The following is a 16,990-nucleotide window of genomic DNA, read 5'->3' on the forward strand; positions in this document are numbered from 1 at the left end:
GCATCCGTCCGACTGGAGGAATCTTGTCTGTTTCCGGAACTGGTTCCGGATCCGTCTCCGGGGGCCGGTCCGGCTCCGGCGACCTGTCCGCCTTCATCGCCGGTCTTCCCAAGGCCGAACTGCACGTCCACCACGTCGGCTCCGCGTCCCCGCGCATCGTCGCCGAGCTGGCCGCCCGGCACCCGGACTCGTCCGTCCCGGCCGACGCCGACGCGCTCGCGGAGTACTTCACCTTCCGTGACTTCGCGCACTTCATCGAGGTCTACCTGTCCGTGGTGGACCTGATCCGCGACGCCGGGGACGTCCGGCTGCTGACGTACGAGATCGCCCGGGACATGGCCCGGCAGAACATCCGCTACGCCGAGCTGACCGTCACCCCCTACAGCTCGACGCGGCGCGGCATCCCCGCCGAGGCCTTCATGGAGGCCATCGAGGACGCCCGCCGGGCCGCTTCCGCCGAGCTGGGCGTCACCCTGCGGTGGTGCTTCGACATCCCCGGCGAGGCGGGTCTGGAATCCGCCGAGGAGACCTGCCGGATGGCCTGCGAGCTGCGCCCGGAGGGGCTGGTCTCCTTCGGGCTGGGCGGCCCGGAGATCGGGGTGCCGCGTCCCCGGTTCAAGCCGTACTTCGACCGGGCGATCGCCGAGGGCCTGCACAGCGTCCCGCACGCCGGCGAGACCACCGGCCCGGAGACGATCTGGGACGCCCTGACCTCGCTGCGCGCCGAGCGCATCGGCCACGGCACCAGCGCCACGCGCGACGCGCGGCTGCTGGAGCACCTGGTGGAGCGCCGGATCCCGCTGGAGGTCTGCCCGACCTCCAATCTGGCCACCCGCGCGGTGGCCGCCCTGGAGGAGCACCCGGTCGTGGAGATGGCCAAGGCGGGGGTCCTGGTCACCATCAACAGCGACGACCCGCCGATGTTCGGCACCGACCTGTGCGCCGAGTACGGGATCGCCGCCCGGCTGCTGGGCCTGGACGCGGCCGGGGTGGCGGACCTGGCGCGCAACGCCGTGACCGCCTCCTTCGCCCCCGACCGGGTCAGAGCGGAGCTGCTCGCCGGGATCGACGCCCACCTGGCCGCGTGGTCGTCCTGAACCGGCCCGCGTCCCCGCACGGCGTCACGGCGGTCGCCCACCGCGGCCATCCGTACCGGGAGCGGGAGAACACCCTCGCCTCCGTCCGCGCGGCGCTCGCGGCGGGCGCGGACGCGGTGGAGGTGGACGTCCGGCTCACCGCCGACGGCACTCCGGTGCTGCTCCACGACGCGACGCTGGAGCGCCTGTGGGGGGTGGACCGCCCGCTGGCCGCCGTCCGCGACCGCGAGCTCCCGGCGGGCGTCCCCGCGCTGGGCGAGGCACTGGCGGCGGTGGCCACCGCGCCGGGCACCCGGCTGCTGGTCGACCTGCCGGACCCGGCGGCCGTCCCCGCCGCCGTGGCCGAGGTCCGTGCGGCGGGCGCGCCGGAGCGCGTGTACTGGTGCGGCGGCCCGGCGGCGCTGCTCGCCGTCCGGGCGGCGGAGCCCGGCGCGGAGCTCGCCCTGACCTGGCAGCGGGCGGCCCCCGTCCGTCCCACCCTGCTGGCGGCCCTGCGCCCGGCCTGGCTCAACTACCGCTTCGGACTGCTGGGCCCGGCCCTGGTGGCACGGGCGCGCCGGGACGGGGCGCGGGTGTCGTGCTGGACGCCGGACACCGGCCGCACCATGCGGCGGCTGGTCGCGCTGGGCGTGGACTCGGTCACCACCAACCGCGTCGACGTCCTGCGCGCGGTGCTGGACCGGCGGCGCTGAGCGCCGCCCGGCGGACGGGGCCGGGCGGCGCACGGCGGTCACGGCGTCACAGCGCCGTCATCACGTGCTTGACGCGGGTGTAGTCCTCCAGGCCGTAGGCGGAGAGGTCCTTGCCGTAGCCGGACTTCTTGAAGCCGCCGTGCGGCATCTCGGCGACCAGCGGGATGTGGGTGTTGATCCACACGCAGCCGAAGTCCAGCGCCCGGGACATGCGCATGGCGCGGGCGTGGTCCTTCGTCCACACCGAGGACGCCAGACCGTACTCGACGCCGTTGGCCCAGGCGAGGGCCTGTTCCTCGGCCGCGAACCGCTGGACGGTGATGACCGGGCCGAAGACCTCGTTCTGCACGATCTCGTCGTCCTGCCGCAGACCGGAGACGACGGTCGGGGCGAAGAACCAGCCCCGCTCGCCGACCCGGTGGCCGCCGGTCTCCACCTTGGCGTGGCCGGGCAGTCGCTCGATGAAGCCGGTGACCTTCGCCAGGTGGGCGGCGCTGTTCAGCGGCCCGTAGAAGCAGTCCTCGTCGCCGAGGTCGCCGGTCCGCACCTCGGCGGCGGCCTTGGTGAGGGCCGCGACGAACTCGTCGTGGACCGACTCGTGCACCAGCACACGGGTGGCGGCGGTGCAGTCCTGGCCCGCGTTGAAGAAGCCGCCGTCGCGGATGCCCTCGACCGCCGCGGCGATGTCGGCGTCCTCGAAGACCACGCAGGGGGCCTTGCCGCCCAGCTCCAGATGGACCCGTTTGACGTCCCTGGCGGCGCTGCCGGCGACCTCCGTGCCCGCGCGGACCGAGCCGGTGATGGAGGCCATGGCCGGGACGGGGTGCTCGACCAGCAGCCGGCCGGTGTCGCGGTCGCCGCAGACGACGTTGAGGATCCCGGCGGGCAGGTCCATCTCCGCCAGCACCCCGCCGATGATCTCCGCCAGCAGCACGGTGGAGGCCGGAGTGGTGTCCGAGGGCTTGAGGACGACGGTGTTGCCCGCGGCCAGGGCCGGGGCGAACTTCCACACCGCCATCATCATCGGGTAGTTCCAGGGGGTCACCTGGGCGCAGACGCCGACCGGCTCGCGCCGCACGAAGGACGTCATGCCCGCCATGTACTCGCCCGCGGAGCGGCCCTCCAGCAGCCGGGCGGCGCCCGCGAAGAAGCGCACCTGGTCGATCATCACCGGCAGTTCCTCCTGCCGGGTCAGCTCCAGCGGCTTGCCGGTGTTCTCGCACTCGGCCGCCAGCAGTTCCCCGCCGCGCCGCTCCATCGCGTCGGCCACCTTCAGCAGGAGGGTCTGCCGGGTGCCGGGGGTGGCGTCGCGCCAGACGGGGAAGGCGGACTCGGCGGCGGCCATGGCCGCGTCGACGTCGGCGGCGGCCGACAGCGGGGCGGTCGCGTACGCCTCACCGGTCGCCGGGTTGACGACCTCGGTGGTACGTCCGTCGGCGGCGTCCCGGTACTCCCCGCCGATGTGGTTGCGGAGCCGGCGCAGTTCGGTGGCCACTTCGCACCCTCCTGCTCTGTTGTCCGATGGATGAGACACCCACCCTAACCACCGGAGAACCTGTTGGACACACCCGCCTGCCCGGTATTTCTTCCTGTCCGTGCACCCGAACGGCGTAAAACCCGGCGCGCTTCTCGGCGGGAATCCTCGCGGGAACTCCCGCGCCGCGGCATGGCGCGGGCCCGGCCGCGCCCACGGCCCGCCGTCGCACCCGGCCCGGACGGGGCGCTTGACCTCAAGCGCGGTCGAGGTGTCGGGCTCGGGCCGTGACCATGACCACACAGGACGACACGACCCTCCTCTTCCGCAACACCATGCGCATCGCCGACGGCCACTCGAAGGACTTCCGCGCCGCTGTCGTCCGGGCCGTGGAGTTCGCGCGGCGGCACGGACCGCAGCTGATGGTGGAGACCTTCGTGGACGAGGAGCGGATGCTCGCGCACAGCTTCCAGCTCTACCGGGACTCCGACGCGGTCCGCACGCACTGGAGACTCGCGGACCCGTACATCCGGGAGGTGATGGAGCACTGCCGGGTGGAGCGCTTCGAGGTCTTCGGCGAGCCGGACGCCGGGGTGGTGGCGGGCGTGCGCGCGGCACTCGGCGAGCAGTGCCCGCTCACCCTCGCCCCCCCGGGCCGCCGGTTTCGTGCGCTTCGCCGCGGCGTCCCGGGGGTAGCCGGCGCGCCCGCGGGCCGGGGGTTCCCGGACCGGCGCTGAGGACCATTCGGAGGAAACCGCGCGGCACCGGCCTTCGGTGCCGCCCGTGCCGCGACCGGGGTCCGTACCGTGCCAGTGACCGATGTCCCCGGTGCTCGTTCCCCGTCGGGGAAGGCACGATCCCGGACGCGAGCGGAGGTGCCCGTCATGATGGACGCACCCGAGGACCTCCTCTGGGCGCGCGGACTGCACTACGAGCACGAGGGGTCGCCCGCGCTGCTGGACGTCTCCGTCGGGGTCCGCGAGGGCGAGGTCCTGGCCGTCACCGGAGCACGCGGCTGCGGCAAGTCCACTCTGCTGGACTGTCTGTCGGGACGGCTGGTGCCCGGCCGCGGCGAGGTGTGGTTCGACGGCGTCCCCCTGCACACCCTGCCCGCCGCCGCCCGCGAACGGCTGCGCCGCCGCCGCTTCGGCTGGGTCGGCGGCGAGCCGCGGCTCCTGCCGGAGCTGACCGCCTGGGAGAACGCGGCGCTGCCGCTGCTGCTGGCGGGCCGCGGGCGCCGCGCCGCCCGCCGCGCCGCGTACGAGTGGCTGGACCGGCTGGACGTCGGCGGCTGCGCCCGCAGCCTGCCGGGCGCGCTGCCGCAGTCGCAGCGGCAGCGGGTGGCCGTCGCGCGGGCCCTGGCGCACTCCCCGGCCGTGGTCTTCGCCGACGAGCCGACCGCGCCGCTGCACCGGGCCGACCGGGCGCAGGTGCTGCGCGCCCTGACCGCCGCGGCCCGCACCCACCGGATCGCCGTCGTGCTGGCCGGCGACGAGCAGACCGCCCGGGTGGCGGACCGCCGGATCGCGCTGGTGGACGGCCGTCGGGTGGACGACGGGGCGCCGGCCGGGGAGCCGGCCGGCGCACCGGCCGGGGCGTTCGGCGGCCCGGCGTCCGGGGCCGCGGGACCGGAGGGCAGGACGGCGTGCTCGCTCTCCGTCTAGTGCGCACCGCCGGCCCGGCGGCCCTGGGGCGCCGGGCCCTGGTGGCCGCGGTCGCCGGGGCCGTGGGGCTGCTGCTGCTGGGTGCCCTGGAGTACGCCGCCGCGCGTCCCGGGGACCCGGGGGCGGCGCTGGTCCGGCTGCTGTGGTGCGCGGCACCGCTGGCCGCCGGGACGCAGCTCGCCGTCGCGGCGGCCCGTATCGACCCGTGCGCGCGGCCCCGCGCTGGGCTCGACGCGGTCGGGGTGGGCCCGGCGCGGCTGGCGCGGCTGGCCGCGGTGTGCACGGCACTGTGCTGCACGGCGGGCAGCGTGCTGGCCCTGGCGGTCTTCCTCCAGTTGCGCGGCGGCACGGCCGACGGGCTGCCGTTGGCCGCCGCGCTGACCCTGCTGGCGCTGCCGCCACTGGCCGCGACCGGGGCGAGCGCGGTGTCGCTGCGGCGGCGCGGCCGTACCGCACCGGGCACCGGCCCGGCGGCGTTCCCCCACCGGCCGCCGCCCCTGTCGGCGGAGCTGCCGTGGGGGGTGGCGGTCACCGCGGTCGGGCTGACCGTGGTGGCCTACGCCGCCGACCGTACCGGCGGCGCGGGCGGCGGCCGGGTGCCGCTGCCCGGCTCACCGGACGGCCCGGCCCCGGGTGTGCTCGGCGGCTGGCTGGTCGTCGCCCTGGGTCTGGCACTGGCCGGTCCCGGGCTGGTGCAGCTGTGCGGGCTGCTGCTGGCGACGGGACGGCCGGGCGCGCTGCGGCTGCTGGCCGGCCGGGTGCTGCGGGCCCAGGCGCCGCAGCTGGGCCGGCCGCTGGGGGTCCTGTGCGCGGTGACGGCGGTCGCGCTGGCGGCGGGGCGGCTGTACGCGCCCGGCGCCGGGGAGCCGGGCGGCGGGCCGGCGGTGGCGCTGGGCACCGCGGTGGTCCTGGTGTGCGCGGTGGGCAGCGCACTGGGTTCGGCGGCGGAGGCCGGCGCCGTCCGCGCCCCGCTCACCGACGGTCTGCGCCGGCTGGGCGTCTCCGCCGGACAGCTGCGCGCCGTGGCGGCGCTGCGGGTGGCGGCGCTGCTGGCCGTGCTGGGCCCGCTGGTGTGGCTGGTCGCGGAACTGGCCGTGCTGCCACTGACCCGGTGAGTGCCCGGCGCACCTCACTCCGGTCCCGTACCGGCCCCCAGGACGACCACCTCGCCGGGATCGAAGGAGACGCCGACGGCCGTACCCGGCTCCGGCGCCGCGGGCAGCGGGCAGGACGCCTCCAGGTCCGGTCCGGAGCCGGGCCGCAGCAGCAGCGCGAGTTCCGAGGAACCGCCGCCGCGCAGGGTGCGGGCGACCACGGTCCAGGGCAGGCCCCGGGCCGGGGCGGGGGTCAGCCGCACCCCGGCGGGCCGGATCAGCAGGGTGTGCGCGCCGGGCGGGGTGCCGGGCGGCACGGGCACCGTCCCCCAGGGGGTGTCGGCGGCCGTGCCGCGCACGGTCGCGGCGGCGATGTTGGTGAAGCCCAGGAAGCGGGCGACGGACTCGGAGGCGGGACGCCGCCACACCGCCACCGGGCTGCCGGTCTGGGCGACGCGTCCTTCCTCCATCACCACCACCCGGTCGGCCAGCGCGAACGCCTCGCCCTGGTCGTGGGTGACCGCCAGCACGGTGGTGCCCAGCCGGCGGAAGAGCTGCCGCAGCTCGACCACCAGCCGCTCGCGCAGGGACCGGTCGAGCTGGCCGAGCGGCTCGTCCAGCATCAGCAGCCCGGGACTGGGGGCGAGCGCGCGGGCGAGCGCGACGCGCTGCTGCTCGCCGCCGGAGAGCTCGGTCACCCGGCGTCGGGCGGCGCCGGGCAGTCCGACGAGGTCCAGCAGTCCGGTGACCCGCTCCTCGGTCCGCGCGCGGGACTCGCCGCGCATCCGCGGGCCGAAGGCGATGTTGCCCCCGACGTCGCGGGTGGGGAAGAGCTGGTGGTCCTGGAACATCAGGCCCACCCCGCGCCGGTGCGGCGCCACCCCCCGCTGGTCGCGGCCGGCGAGCAGCACCCGTCCGGCGTCCGGCTCCGTCAGCCCGGCGACGGTCCGCAGCAGGGTGGACTTGCCGCTGCCGGAGGGGCCCAGCACGCAGACGATCTCGTGCTCGGCGACGTCCAGGTCGACGGCGTCCAGGGCGGTGCGGCCGCCGAACCGGACGGTGACCGACTCCAGGCGCAGCGCGGCCATCCCTACAGCTCCCCGTGTCGTTCGGTGCGGATGCCCTCCAGGGCCAGCAGGACGGCCGCGCACACCACCATCAGGATGGTGCTGAGGGCCATCGCCTGGCCGTAGTTGTCCGGACCGGCCCGGCCCAGCAGCCGGGCGACGGCGACGGGCAGGGTGGGGGCGTCGGCGCGGGCGATGAAGACGGTGGCGCCGAACTCCCCGAGGGAGACGGCGAACGCGAAGCCCGCCGCGACCAGCAGCGACCGCCGTACCAGCGGCAGGTCGACCTCCCGCCACACCCGGGCCGGCGAGGCGCCCAGCACGGCCGCGGCCTCGCGCAGCCGGTGGTCCACGGCCCGCAGCACCGGAAGCAGGCCCCGCACCACGAACGGCACCCCGACCAGCGCCTGGGCCAGCGGGACCAGGATCCACGAGGAGCGCAGGTCCAGCGGGGGCTCGTCCAGGGCGATCAGGAAGCCGAAGCCGACGGTGACCGCCGAGGTGCCCAGCGGCAGCATCAGCAGCGCGTCCAGGCCGCGCACCAGGTGCCCGGCGCGCCCGCCCGGTCCGCGCAGGGTGAGCGCGACGGCGGCCGGGACGCCGACGGCCAGGGCGATCGCGGTGGCGACGGCGGCGTAGGACAGGGAGTTGCCGACCGCCTCCAGGGGGGCGACGGTGAAGGTGCCGCCGGAGGCGTCGGCCGAGGCCAGGGCGCGGTAGTGGGCCAGTCCATAGCCGTCGGGCCCGCTCAGGGAGCGCTCGACGAGCACGGCGAGCGGGGTGAGGAGCAGTACGGCGACCTGGGTCACCACGGCGGCGAGCAGCGTCCACTGGCGCGGCCCGCGCGGACGGCGGGCGGTGCCGGCGGCGTCGACCAGCCCCGAGGTGCCCCGGTGGCGGCGTACGGTGCGGGCGTGGACGGCCAGCAGGGCGGCGACGGCGGCGAACTGCAGCAGGGTCAGCACGGCGGCGGTGGGCAGGTCCAGCAGCTGGGCGGTCTGCCGGTAGATCTCCACCTCCAGGGTGGCGTAGCGGGGGCCGCCGAGGATCTGGACGACCCCGAAGGAGGTGAAGGTGAACAGGAAGACCATCAGCGCGGCGGCGGCCACGGCCGGGGCGAGCGCCGGGAGCGTCACGGTGCGCCAGGCCGCGAGGCGGCCCGCGCCCAGCACCCGGGCGGCCTCCTCCTGGCGGGGGTCGAGCTGCGCCCACAGCCCGCCGACGATCCGGACCACCACGGCGTAGTTGAAGAAGACGTGGGCGAGCAGGATCGCGGTGGGGCCGGTGACCGGCGGCACGCCCCACTGGGCCAGCAGTCCGCCGCGGCCCAGCAGTCCCAGGAACGCGGAGCCGACGACGACGGTGGGCAGCACGAACGGCACGGTGACCGCCGCGCGCAGCAGCCGCCGGCCGGGGAAGTCGTACCGGGCCAGGACGTAGGCGCCGGGCAGCGCCAGCAGCAGGGTCAGGACGGTGGAGGCCGCCGCCTGCCACAGGGTGAACCACAGCACGCCCAGGACGCCGGGGTCGGTGAGCACCTCGGCGAACCGCTCCGGGTGCCACCGCCCGCCCTCGTACAGGCCGCGGGCGGTGATGGCGGCGACCGGGTAGGCGAAGAACAGCGCGAGGAAGACGGCGGGCGGGACCGTCAGGGCGAGCCGCAGCGCCGCCGCCCGGCGGGCGCCGCTTCCCCTTCCCGTCTTCCTCGCCCCCCTTGCCTCCCCGGCCTCGCGGCGGGTCACCTCACGACGAGCGAGGTCCACGTGTCGATCCACGCCTCGCGGTTCTCGGCGATCCGCTCGGGGGCCATGGTGTACGGCTCCTCGATCCGCTCGCCGTACTTCGTGAACACCTCGGGCAGTTCGGTGCCCTCACGGACGGGGTTGACGAACATCTGCAGCGGCATGTCCTCCTGGAAGGTCTCGCTCACCAGGAAGTCCAGCAGCGCCCTGCCGCCCTCGGGGTTGTCCGCGCCCTTGAGCAGCCCGGCGAACTCGATCTGCCGGAAGCAGGTGCCGGCCGCCACCCCGGTGGGGGCCCGCTCGGGCGCGGGATCGGCGTCGAGGACCTCGGCGGGCGGGCTGGAGGCGTAGGAGACGACCAGCGGCCGGTCGCCGCCGCCCTCGCCGCCGGCGGAGCCGGAGAAGCGGTCGTAGTAGGCCTGCTCCCAGCCGTCGACGACCTCGACCCCGTTGGCGTCGAGCTTCTTCCAGTACTCGTCCCACTCGTCGCCGTACTCGGCGACGGTGGCCAGCAGGAAGCCCAGACCGGGTGAGGAGGAGGCGGCGTTCTCGGTGACCAGCAGGCCCTTGTAGCGGGGCTCGGCCAGATCGTCCAGGGTCTCCGGCGGCTCGATGTCCCGCTCGGCGAACCAGGCGCGGTCGTAGTTGACGCAGACGTCGCCGGTGTCGACGGGGGTGACGCGGTGCTTCTCGCCGTCCAGCCGGTACTCGGCGGGTATCCTCTCCAGCCCCTGTGCCTCGTAGGGCGTGAACAGGTCGTTGTCCAGGGCGCGGGAGAGCAGGGTGTTGTCGACGCCGAAGAAGACGTCGCCCTGCGGGTTGTCCTTGGACAGGACGGCCTGGTTGAGGGCCGACCCGGCGTCGCCGCCGCGCAGCACCTCCACCTTGTGGCCGGTCCGCTCGGTGAACTCCTCGAGCACCTCGTCGGAGGCCGCGAAGGAGTCGTGGCTGACCAGGGTGACGGTGGTGTCCTTCGTCCCGTCCCCGTCCCCGCCGCCGGAACCGCCGCAGGCGGCCAGGGCTGCGGTGAGCGTGCCGAGGACGGCCGCGCCGAGGGCACGCCGGAATGTGGTGACCATGCTGTGCTGACTCCCTACGCCGGTACTAACCGGATCAGGTTCGAGGGTCTGCGGCCCACCGGCCGGGCTCCTCGCCCGGGCGGCGGCACCGCACTCTCAGCGCTGTGCGCGCTCCCCTGTCGGTACGTGCTGTTCCGTTGTCCGCTGTTCGACCGCTCCGGCACCGTGTGCGGAAGCCGCGGCCGTCGCCACGGTACCAGCGCCGCCCGGGCCGCCGGCGGCCGGTGTCAGCGCTCGGTGGCGGCGAGCTGCCCGCAGGCTCCGTCGATCTCCTGCCCCCGGGTGTCGCGGACGGTGACCGGCACGCCGTGGGCCTCCAGGGCGGCGACGAAGGCGCGCTCGTCCTCGGGCCGGGAGGCGGTCCACTTGGAGCCGGGGGTGGGGTTGAGGGGGATGAGGTTGACGTGCGCCCGCTTTCCGGCCAGCAGCCGTCCCAGCAGGTCGCCGCGCCACGCCTGGTCGTTGATGTCGCGGATCATGGCGTACTCGATCGAGACCCGGCGCCCGGACCGCTCGGTGTACTCCCAGGCGGCGTCGAGGACCTCGCGGACCTTCCACCGGGTGTTGACCGGCACCAGGGTGTCGCGCAGCTCGTCGTCGGGGGCGTGCAGGGAGACCGCCAGCCGGCACTTGAGGCCCTCGTCGGCGAGGCGGCGCATCGCCGGCACCAGGCCCACGGTGGAGACGGTGATGCCGCGCTGGGACAGGCCCAGCCCGTCGGGCTCGGGGTCGGTGAGGCGGCGGACGGCGCCGATGACCCGGTTGTAGTTGGCCAGTGGCTCGCCCATGCCCATGAACACGATGTTCGACAGCCTGGCCGGGCCCCCGGGCACCTCACCGTCGCGCAGGGCGCGCATGCCCTCGACGATCTGGTGGACGATCTCGGCGGTGGACAGGTTGCGGTCCAGTCCGGCCTGCCCGGTCGCGCAGAAGGGGCAGTTCATGCCGCAGCCGGCCTGCGAACTGACGCACATGGTGACCCGGTCCGGGTAGCGCATCAGCACGGACTCCACCAGCGTCCCGTCGTGCAGCCGCCACAGGGTCTTGCGGGTGGCGCCGTCGTCGCAGGTGACGTGCCGCACCACGGTCATCAGCTCGGGCAGCAGCGCGTCCGCGAGCCTGCCGCGCGCGGCGGCCGGGATGTCGGTCCAGGCGGCCGGTTCGGCGGCGTACCGGGCGAAGTAGTGCCGGGAAAGCTGCTGGGCGCGGAACGGCTTCTCGCCGATCGCGGCGACCGCCTCCCGCCGCTCGGCGGGGTCGAGGTCGGCGAGGTGCCGGGGCGGCTTCGCGGCTCCGCGCGGCGCGACAAAGGTGAGTTCTCCGGGTGCAGGCATAACCCGTCCAGTGTCGCAGACCGGCGGCGGTGGCCGGTGACGACACCCGCCCCTTCACCGCCAAGATCACCATCGGTGACCACCAGAGGGGCTGCACCGGTGCCCTCGTCGCCCCGTCCTGGCTGCTGACCGCCGCCTGCTTCGCCGAGCGCCCCGAGACCGAACTTGCCGTCCCGCCGGGCGTTCCCGAACAGGCCACCACCGCGACCGTCGACGGGGAGCAGCGGCGCGTCGTCGCGGTGCACGCCGCCGGCGACGGGCAGGACGCGGCCCTGGTCCGCCTGGACCGCCCGGTGACCGGCTCCGCACCGATCGCCCTCGCCGCCGCGGCCCCCGCCGAGGGCGACACCCTCACCGTCACCGGCTACGGCCGTACCGCCACCGACTGGGCACCCGTCAGCCCGCACACCGGTTCGTTCACCGCCGGTGCTCCCACCGCCGGGGAGCTGCCCATGGCCGGGAGCGACGGCGCGTCGGTGTGCCCCGGCGACGCCGGGGCCCCGTCACCACCGGTGTGAACGACCAGGTCCGCCTGGTCGGCATCGCCTCCCGCTCCCATGCCGCGGGCTGCTTCGGCACGGACGAGGAGCAGACCTCCCACGCGGCGGTCGCCACCCGCGCCGACACTCTTGCCGCCTGGGTGAACGAGACCGTCAGCGCCCCGCCCGTCGTCGACTTCAACGGCGACGGCGCCCAGGACACCGCCGTCGCCGACCCCAGGGCCACCGTGGGCGGCAACGCCGAGGCCGGTCTCGTGCGCGTCGTCTACGGCCGGGGCGGGGGGACCCAGCAGGTCGACCAGGACATGGCCACGGTGCCCGGCGGCGCCGAGCCCGGTGACCGCTTCGGCGAGTCGCTGGCCACGGTCGACTACAACCTCGACGGATACACCGACCTCGTCGTCGGCATCCCGTACGAGGACCTGGCCGGGGAGAAGGACGCGGGCATGGTCACGGTCCTGTTCGGCTCCCGCGAGGGTGTCGCCAAACAAGGCGAGGCACCGTTCGCGCACTTCGAGCAGGGCACGGGGGACGGCGTCATAGGGGGGTCGGCCTCCGAGGCCGGCGACCTGATGGGCTTCGCACTGGCCGCGGGCACCAACCGCGCGGGCGAACCGTACCTGTACATCACCCTGCCCGGCGAGGACCTGGGGTCGGTGAAGGACGCCGGGTCGAGCGTGTTCGTCCGCCGGGGCGGGAACGTCGGCCTCAACCAGGGCTCCGGGATGCCCGGCGCACGCGAGGCGGGCGACAGAGTCGGCTTCTCCGCGGACGGGGACTCCAACCACATCGCCGTCGGCCTGCCGTATGAGGACGTCGGGAACAGCTCCGGGGCGAACGCCGCCGACGCCGGGGCCGTCTACCTCCTCGACGTGAACGACATCGGCCCGGACGGCCGCCCCCGTCTGGTGGCGGACATCAGCCAGGAGGCTGCGGGCGTCTCCGGAGGCGCCGAGACGGGCGACAACTTCGGCGCCGCCCTCAGCACGGTCAACACCGATCCGGCCGCCGTGAGCGGTCCGGCCACGATGCGTCTGGCGGTCGGGGTGCCCGGCGAGGCATGGGAGTCCGTCTCCGGGGCCGGCGCGGTGCAGACCTTCTCCCTCCTCGGCGCTCCCGGCGACTCCGACGCGTGGGTGGCTCCCGGGAACGTCGGGCTTCCCGGCGCTCCGGCCGCGGGTGAACGCTTCGGACGGTCGCTGACCGCCGCTCCCCAGGGGCTGTACCCCGGCCGTCCGGACGGGCCCTCCCCCTTCGGCCAGGTCCACGTCCTGCCGTGGGCGAACGTCACCGCCGGGCAGGAAAACCGGCCCGTCACCACGTTCGAACCCGGTTCCGGTGGTCTGCCGGCCGCCGGATCGGCCTTCGGATTCGTCATCCGGTAGCCTCCGCACGTCCTGGGAGGGCCGCCCGTCCGCGGGCGGCCCTCTTCCCTTCCCGCGTGCGGGGCCCGTCGGCGGGTTCCCCGCGAACGGCGAGGGCACGGCCTTCCCGGCCGCGGGCGTGGCCGTCCTGCGTGCCCCGGGCGGGCCGGTCAGCCCGTGCCGGTGAAGACGGCCAGCAGCAGCCAGACCACGGGGGCGGTCGGCAGCAGGGAGTCGAGGCGGTCCATGATGCCGCCGTGGCCGGGCAGCAGGCTGCCCATGTCCTTGATGCCCAGATCGCGCTTGATCACGGACTCGCCGAGGTCGCCCAGGGTGGCGCTGACGGCCACGGCCAGTCCCAGCAGCAGGCCCTGCCACCAGGCACCGCCGTCGATGAGGAAGTGCACGGACAGCGCGCCGGCGGCCATGGCGAAGACGACCGCCCCCAGCAGTCCCTCACGGGTCTTGCCGGGGCTGATGCGCGGGGCGAGCTTGCGCCGCCCGAAGCGCCAGCCGACGGCGTACGCCCCGGTGTCGCTGACGACGGTGAGCAGCAGGAAGACCAGCACCCGCCACGGGCCGTCGTCGGCCGCGAGCATCATGGTCACGAAGGTGGCCAGGAAGGGGACGTAGAAGGCGGCGAAGACGCCCGCCGTGGCGTCCCGCAGGTACTCCCGGGGGTCGTCCGTCATCCGCCACACCAGTACGGCCAGCGCGGTGAGGGACATCGCCACCCAGGCGCCCTCGGCGCCGCGGACGTACCCGGCGACGACCATGGCCGCGCCGCCGACGGCCAGCGGCACCAGGGGCACCCGGATCTGCTTGCGCTCGGCGAGCCGGGAGGTCAGCTCCCAGAGCCCGACCACGACCGCGACCACGACCACGCCGACGAAGACGGGCTTGTAGACGAACAGGGAGAGGACGACGGTGGCGCCCAGGGCCAGGCCGACCCCTATCGCGGCGCGCAGGTCGCGGCCCGCCCGCTTCCGGCCCGCCGCGCGGCCCCGCCGGCCGGGGACGGCCGGTGCTCCGGGCGGTTCGGCGCCGGGGGGCAAGGGACCGCCGGACGGGCGCCGGTCCGCCCGGCCGTCGCGGTCGTCCTGGTCACCGCCGGAGCTGTCGGGCACGTTGGGCATGTGCCGAGTCTGCGACGCGGCGCCGCCCTCGTACACGTAACCCGCCGGGGCCGGGGGCACCTCCGCACGGAGCGGGGAGGGGAAGCCCTGCACGGGAGGGTCCCAGTGGCCGGTGTGGCCGGTATGGCCGGGGTGTCCGACGCCCGGCGGCGGCGTTCCCCAGGATGAGTCGTTCACGGGAATCGCAGCCTCTAGACCTCGAGCAGCTCGGCTTCCTTGTGCTTGAGCAGTTCGTCCACCTGCGCCACGTACTTGGCGGTGGTGTCGTCGAGCTCCTTCTCGGCGCGGCGTCCCTCGTCCTCGCCGATGTCGCCGTCCTTGATGGCCTTGTCGATGGCCTCCTTGGCCTTGCGGCGGACGCTGCGGATGGAGATCTTGGCGTCCTCGGCCTTGCTCTTGGCGACCTTGATGTACTCCCTGCGGCGCTCCTCGGTCAGCTCCGGGAAGACCACCCGGATGATGTTGCCGTCGTTGGAGGGGTTGACGCCGAGGTCGGAGTCGCGGATGGCCTGCTCGATGTTGCGCAGCGCGCTCTTGTCGAAGGGGGTGACCACGGCCATGCGCGGCTCGGGCACCGAGAACGACGCGAGCTGGTTGATCGGGGTCATCGCGCCGTAGTAGTCGGCCACGATCTTGTTGAACATCGCCGGGTGCGCACGGCCGGTGCGGATCGCGGCGAAGTCCTCCTTGGCGACGACGACCGCCTTCTCCATCTTCTCCTCGGCTTCGAGGAGGGTCTCTTCGATCACCACGTGCTCCTGGTTAGATGAATTGAGCCGGAAAGCCCTGGTTCCTGCACGGTGTCCGACCGGCAGGCCGTTGTCCATCCCCGTGCCGTGCCCTTCGTGCGGCACGGTGTTGCCGTACGGCGTCCGCGCCGGGGCGCGCGTACCCGGACACCGTGTCGTGCCGGTGAGAGCCTCAGGTGCGGGAGCCCTGATCGCTCACGAGCGTGCCGATCTTCTCACCCTTCACCGCTCGTGCGATATTCCCCTCGACCAGCAGCTCGAAGACGAGGATCGGGAGTTTGTTGTCGCGGCAGAGGGTGATGGCGGTGGCGTCGGCCACCCGCAGGTCGCGGGCGATGACCTCGCCGTACTCCAGGGCGTCGAACTTCACCGCGTCGGGGTTCCGCGCCGGGTCGGAGTCGTAGACGCCGTCGACCCCGTTCTTGCCCATCAGCAGCGCCTCGGCGTCGATCTCCAGGGCGCGCTGGGCGGCGGTGGTGTCGGTGGAGAAGTAGGGCATGCCCATGCCGGCGCCGAAGATGACCACCCGGCCCTTCTCCAGGTGCCGTACCGCCCGCAGCGGAATGTAGGGCTCGGCGACCTGGCCCATGGTGATGGCGGTCTGGACCCGGGAGTCGATGCCCTCCTTCTCCAGGAAGTCCTGGAGCGCGAGGCAGTTCATGACCGTGCCGAGCATTCCCATGTAGTCGGAGCGGGCCCGGTCCATGCCGCGCTGCTGGAGTTCCGCGCCGCGGAAGAAGTTGCCGCCGCCGATGACGACGGCGATCTCGGCGCCGCCCCGGACCACCGCGGCGATCTCACGGGCGACCTTGTGCACGACGTCGGGATCGACACCGAGCCCTCCGCCGCCGGCGAACGCCTCGCCGGAGAGCTTCAGCAGGAAGCGGCGGCGGTCGCGGTGTTTCCCGGAGGCACTGCCTCCGGAGTCGGTGCCCTGTTTCATGCGGATCTCCTCGTGCACATGCGGAGGAGGCCATCGCCGGTGGTCCCTCGCGGTCCCCGAAAGCGGCAATGGCCTCCTCGTCACAACTGCGGTCGTCCGGTCCGTGCGGCGACGGCCCGGGACGGCCCCCGTACCCGACCCTAGCCGGGCATCGCCGGTCCGCCGTGGAAGTACGGCGGACGGGTCAGGCGCCGACGCGGAAGCGGGCGAAGTGCCTCAGCGTGACACCGGCCTCGTCCAGCACCTTCTTGACGGTCTTCTTGTTGTCCTTCGCGAAGGGCTGGTCCAGGAGGCAGTTCTCCTTGAAGAAGCCGTTCACGCGGCCCTCGACGATCTTCGGGAGGGCCTGCTCGGGCTTGCCCTCCTCGCGCGCGGTGGCCTCGGCGACCCGGCGCTCGTTCTCGACCGTCTCGGCGGGGACGTCCTCACGGGAGAGGAACTTCGGGCCGAACGCGGCGATGTGCTGCGCGACGTCCTTGGCGACCTCGGCGTTCTCCTGCTCCAGCTCGACCAGGACGCCGACCTGCGGGGGCAGGTCCGGGCTGGTGCGGTGCATGTAGGCGGCCACGTAGCCGCCGGAGAACTGCGCGAAGCGGTCGAGGACGATCTTCTCGCCGAGAGTGGCGTTGGCCTCGTCCACGTACGCCTGGACGGTCTTGCCGGACTCGAGCTCGGAGGCCAGCAGCGCCTCGATGTCGGCCGGGGAGGTGGCGGCGACATGGGCGGCGATGGTGTCGGCGACGGCGAGGAACTTCTCGCCCTTGGCGACGAAGTCGGTCTCGCACTTGAGCTCGACCAGCACACCGGACTTGTGGTCGTCGGCGAGCAGGGAGACGACGGCGCCGTTCTCGGCGGTGCGGGACTCGCGCTTGGCGACGCCCTTCTGGCCCTTGATCCGCAGGATCTCGACGGCCTTGTCGACGTTGCCCTCGGCCTCGTCCAGCGCCTTCTTGCAGTCCATCATGCCGGCGCCGGTGAGCTCACGGAGCTTCTTGACGTCGGCGGCGGTGTAGTTCGCCATGGTCGGTGAATCTCTTCTCGGAAGGTCGGTGAGG

The 16,990-nt window shown here is 74.4% G+C and carries 16 protein-coding genes and 1 riboswitch; of the genes, 7 read left to right on the forward strand and 9 right to left on the reverse strand.

Annotation, left to right across the window (positions count from 1 at the left end; genetic code table 11):
- Positions 1-23: 23 nt before the first annotated feature.
- The gene (locus tag V1L54_RS20850; protein WP_330119592.1) at positions 24-1,097 is read left to right on the forward strand and encodes an adenosine deaminase; all 1,074 of its coding nucleotides are present in this window, start codon (positions 24-26) and stop codon (positions 1,095-1,097) included.
- Positions 1,085-1,789, forward strand: coding sequence for a glycerophosphodiester phosphodiesterase (locus tag V1L54_RS20855; protein WP_330119593.1), 705 nt, complete (start codon positions 1,085-1,087; stop codon positions 1,787-1,789). Before V1L54_RS20850 ends, V1L54_RS20855 begins: the two co-directional genes overlap by 13 nt.
- Positions 1,790-1,835: 46 nt before the next feature.
- On the opposite strand, the gene V1L54_RS20860 is transcribed toward V1L54_RS20855, so the two are convergent.
- Positions 1,836-3,284, reverse strand: coding sequence for a gamma-aminobutyraldehyde dehydrogenase (locus V1L54_RS20860; protein ID WP_330119594.1), 1,449 nt, complete (start codon positions 3,282-3,284; stop codon positions 1,836-1,838).
- Positions 3,285-3,556: 272 nt separating this feature from the next.
- Here V1L54_RS20860 and V1L54_RS20865 point away from each other — a divergent pair, with 272 nt between their 5' ends.
- The 3 genes from V1L54_RS20865 to V1L54_RS20875 all read left to right on the forward strand — a co-directional run bounded on the left by V1L54_RS20865 (position 3,557) and on the right by V1L54_RS20875 (position 6,042).
- Positions 3,557-4,000 (forward strand): hypothetical protein, encoded by a 444-nt coding sequence (locus tag V1L54_RS20865; RefSeq protein WP_330119644.1) that lies wholly within the window; start codon positions 3,557-3,559, stop codon positions 3,998-4,000.
- A 150-nt stretch (positions 4,001-4,150) separates the two neighbouring features.
- Positions 4,151-4,927 (forward strand): ABC transporter ATP-binding protein, encoded by a 777-nt coding sequence (locus V1L54_RS20870; protein ID WP_330119645.1) that lies wholly within the window; start codon positions 4,151-4,153, stop codon positions 4,925-4,927.
- Positions 4,909-6,042 carry a hypothetical protein gene (locus V1L54_RS20875; protein ID WP_330119595.1) on the forward strand — a complete coding sequence of 378 codons (1,134 nt, stop codon included), beginning with the start codon at positions 4,909-4,911 and terminating at the stop codon, positions 6,040-6,042. Before V1L54_RS20870 ends, V1L54_RS20875 begins: the two co-directional genes overlap by 19 nt.
- A 14-nt stretch (positions 6,043-6,056) precedes the next feature.
- Here V1L54_RS20875 and V1L54_RS20880 read toward each other — a convergent pair whose 3' ends face one another.
- The 4 genes from V1L54_RS20880 to rlmN all read right to left on the reverse strand — a co-directional run bounded on the left by V1L54_RS20880 (position 6,057) and on the right by rlmN (position 11,243).
- Entirely contained in the window at positions 6,057-7,109 is a 1,053-nt protein-coding gene (locus V1L54_RS20880; protein ID WP_330119596.1) for an ABC transporter ATP-binding protein, read from the reverse strand.
- Positions 7,110-7,111: 2 nt separating this feature from the next.
- Positions 7,112-8,851 (reverse strand): ABC transporter permease, encoded by a 1,740-nt coding sequence (locus tag V1L54_RS20885; protein ID WP_443076722.1) that lies wholly within the window; start codon positions 8,849-8,851, stop codon positions 7,112-7,114.
- Complete coding sequence (locus V1L54_RS20890) at positions 8,827-9,909, reverse strand: thiamine ABC transporter substrate-binding protein (RefSeq protein ID WP_330119597.1); 1,083 nt, start codon at positions 9,907-9,909, stop codon at positions 8,827-8,829. Before V1L54_RS20890 ends, V1L54_RS20885 begins: the two co-directional genes overlap by 25 nt.
- Positions 9,904-10,037, reverse strand: a riboswitch (TPP riboswitch). It overlaps the preceding gene by 6 nt.
- A 99-nt stretch (positions 10,038-10,136) precedes the next feature.
- Complete coding sequence (rlmN, locus tag V1L54_RS20895; protein ID WP_330119598.1) at positions 10,137-11,243, reverse strand: dual-specificity RNA methyltransferase RlmN; 1,107 nt, start codon at positions 11,241-11,243, stop codon at positions 10,137-10,139.
- A gap of 29 nt (positions 11,244-11,272) precedes the next feature.
- Here rlmN and V1L54_RS20900 point away from each other — a divergent pair, with 29 nt between their 5' ends.
- Both V1L54_RS20900 and V1L54_RS20905 read left to right on the forward strand, forming a co-directional pair.
- Positions 11,273-11,761 (forward strand): trypsin-like serine protease, encoded by a 489-nt coding sequence (locus V1L54_RS20900; protein WP_330119599.1) that lies wholly within the window; start codon positions 11,273-11,275, stop codon positions 11,759-11,761.
- Complete coding sequence (locus V1L54_RS20905; RefSeq protein ID WP_330119600.1) at positions 11,758-13,128, forward strand: FG-GAP and VCBS repeat-containing protein; 1,371 nt, start codon at positions 11,758-11,760, stop codon at positions 13,126-13,128. Before V1L54_RS20900 ends, V1L54_RS20905 begins: the two co-directional genes overlap by 4 nt.
- 149 nt (positions 13,129-13,277) lie before the next feature.
- Here V1L54_RS20905 and V1L54_RS20910 read toward each other — a convergent pair whose 3' ends face one another.
- From V1L54_RS20910 to tsf, 4 genes are all read right to left on the reverse strand, one after another.
- Entirely contained in the window at positions 13,278-14,420 is a 1,143-nt protein-coding gene (locus V1L54_RS20910) for a phosphatidate cytidylyltransferase (RefSeq protein WP_443076723.1), read from the reverse strand.
- Positions 14,421-14,434: 14 nt separating this feature from the next.
- The gene (gene frr, locus V1L54_RS20915; protein WP_330119648.1) at positions 14,435-14,992 is read right to left on the reverse strand and encodes a ribosome recycling factor; all 558 of its coding nucleotides are present in this window, start codon (positions 14,990-14,992) and stop codon (positions 14,435-14,437) included.
- 172 nt (positions 14,993-15,164) lie between these two features.
- A complete protein-coding gene (gene pyrH, locus V1L54_RS20920; protein WP_330119601.1) occupies positions 15,165-15,935 on the reverse strand; it encodes a UMP kinase in 771 nt (256 codons plus the stop codon).
- 184 nt (positions 15,936-16,119) lie between these two features.
- A complete protein-coding gene (tsf, locus tag V1L54_RS20925; RefSeq protein WP_330119602.1) occupies positions 16,120-16,956 on the reverse strand; it encodes a translation elongation factor Ts in 837 nt (278 codons plus the stop codon).
- Positions 16,957-16,990: the final 34 nt, after the last annotated feature.

Origin of the sequence: Streptomyces rubellus, from assembly GCF_036323805.1 — a bacterium.
In the GTDB taxonomy this organism is placed as follows: domain Bacteria; phylum Actinomycetota; class Actinomycetes; order Streptomycetales; family Streptomycetaceae; genus Streptomyces.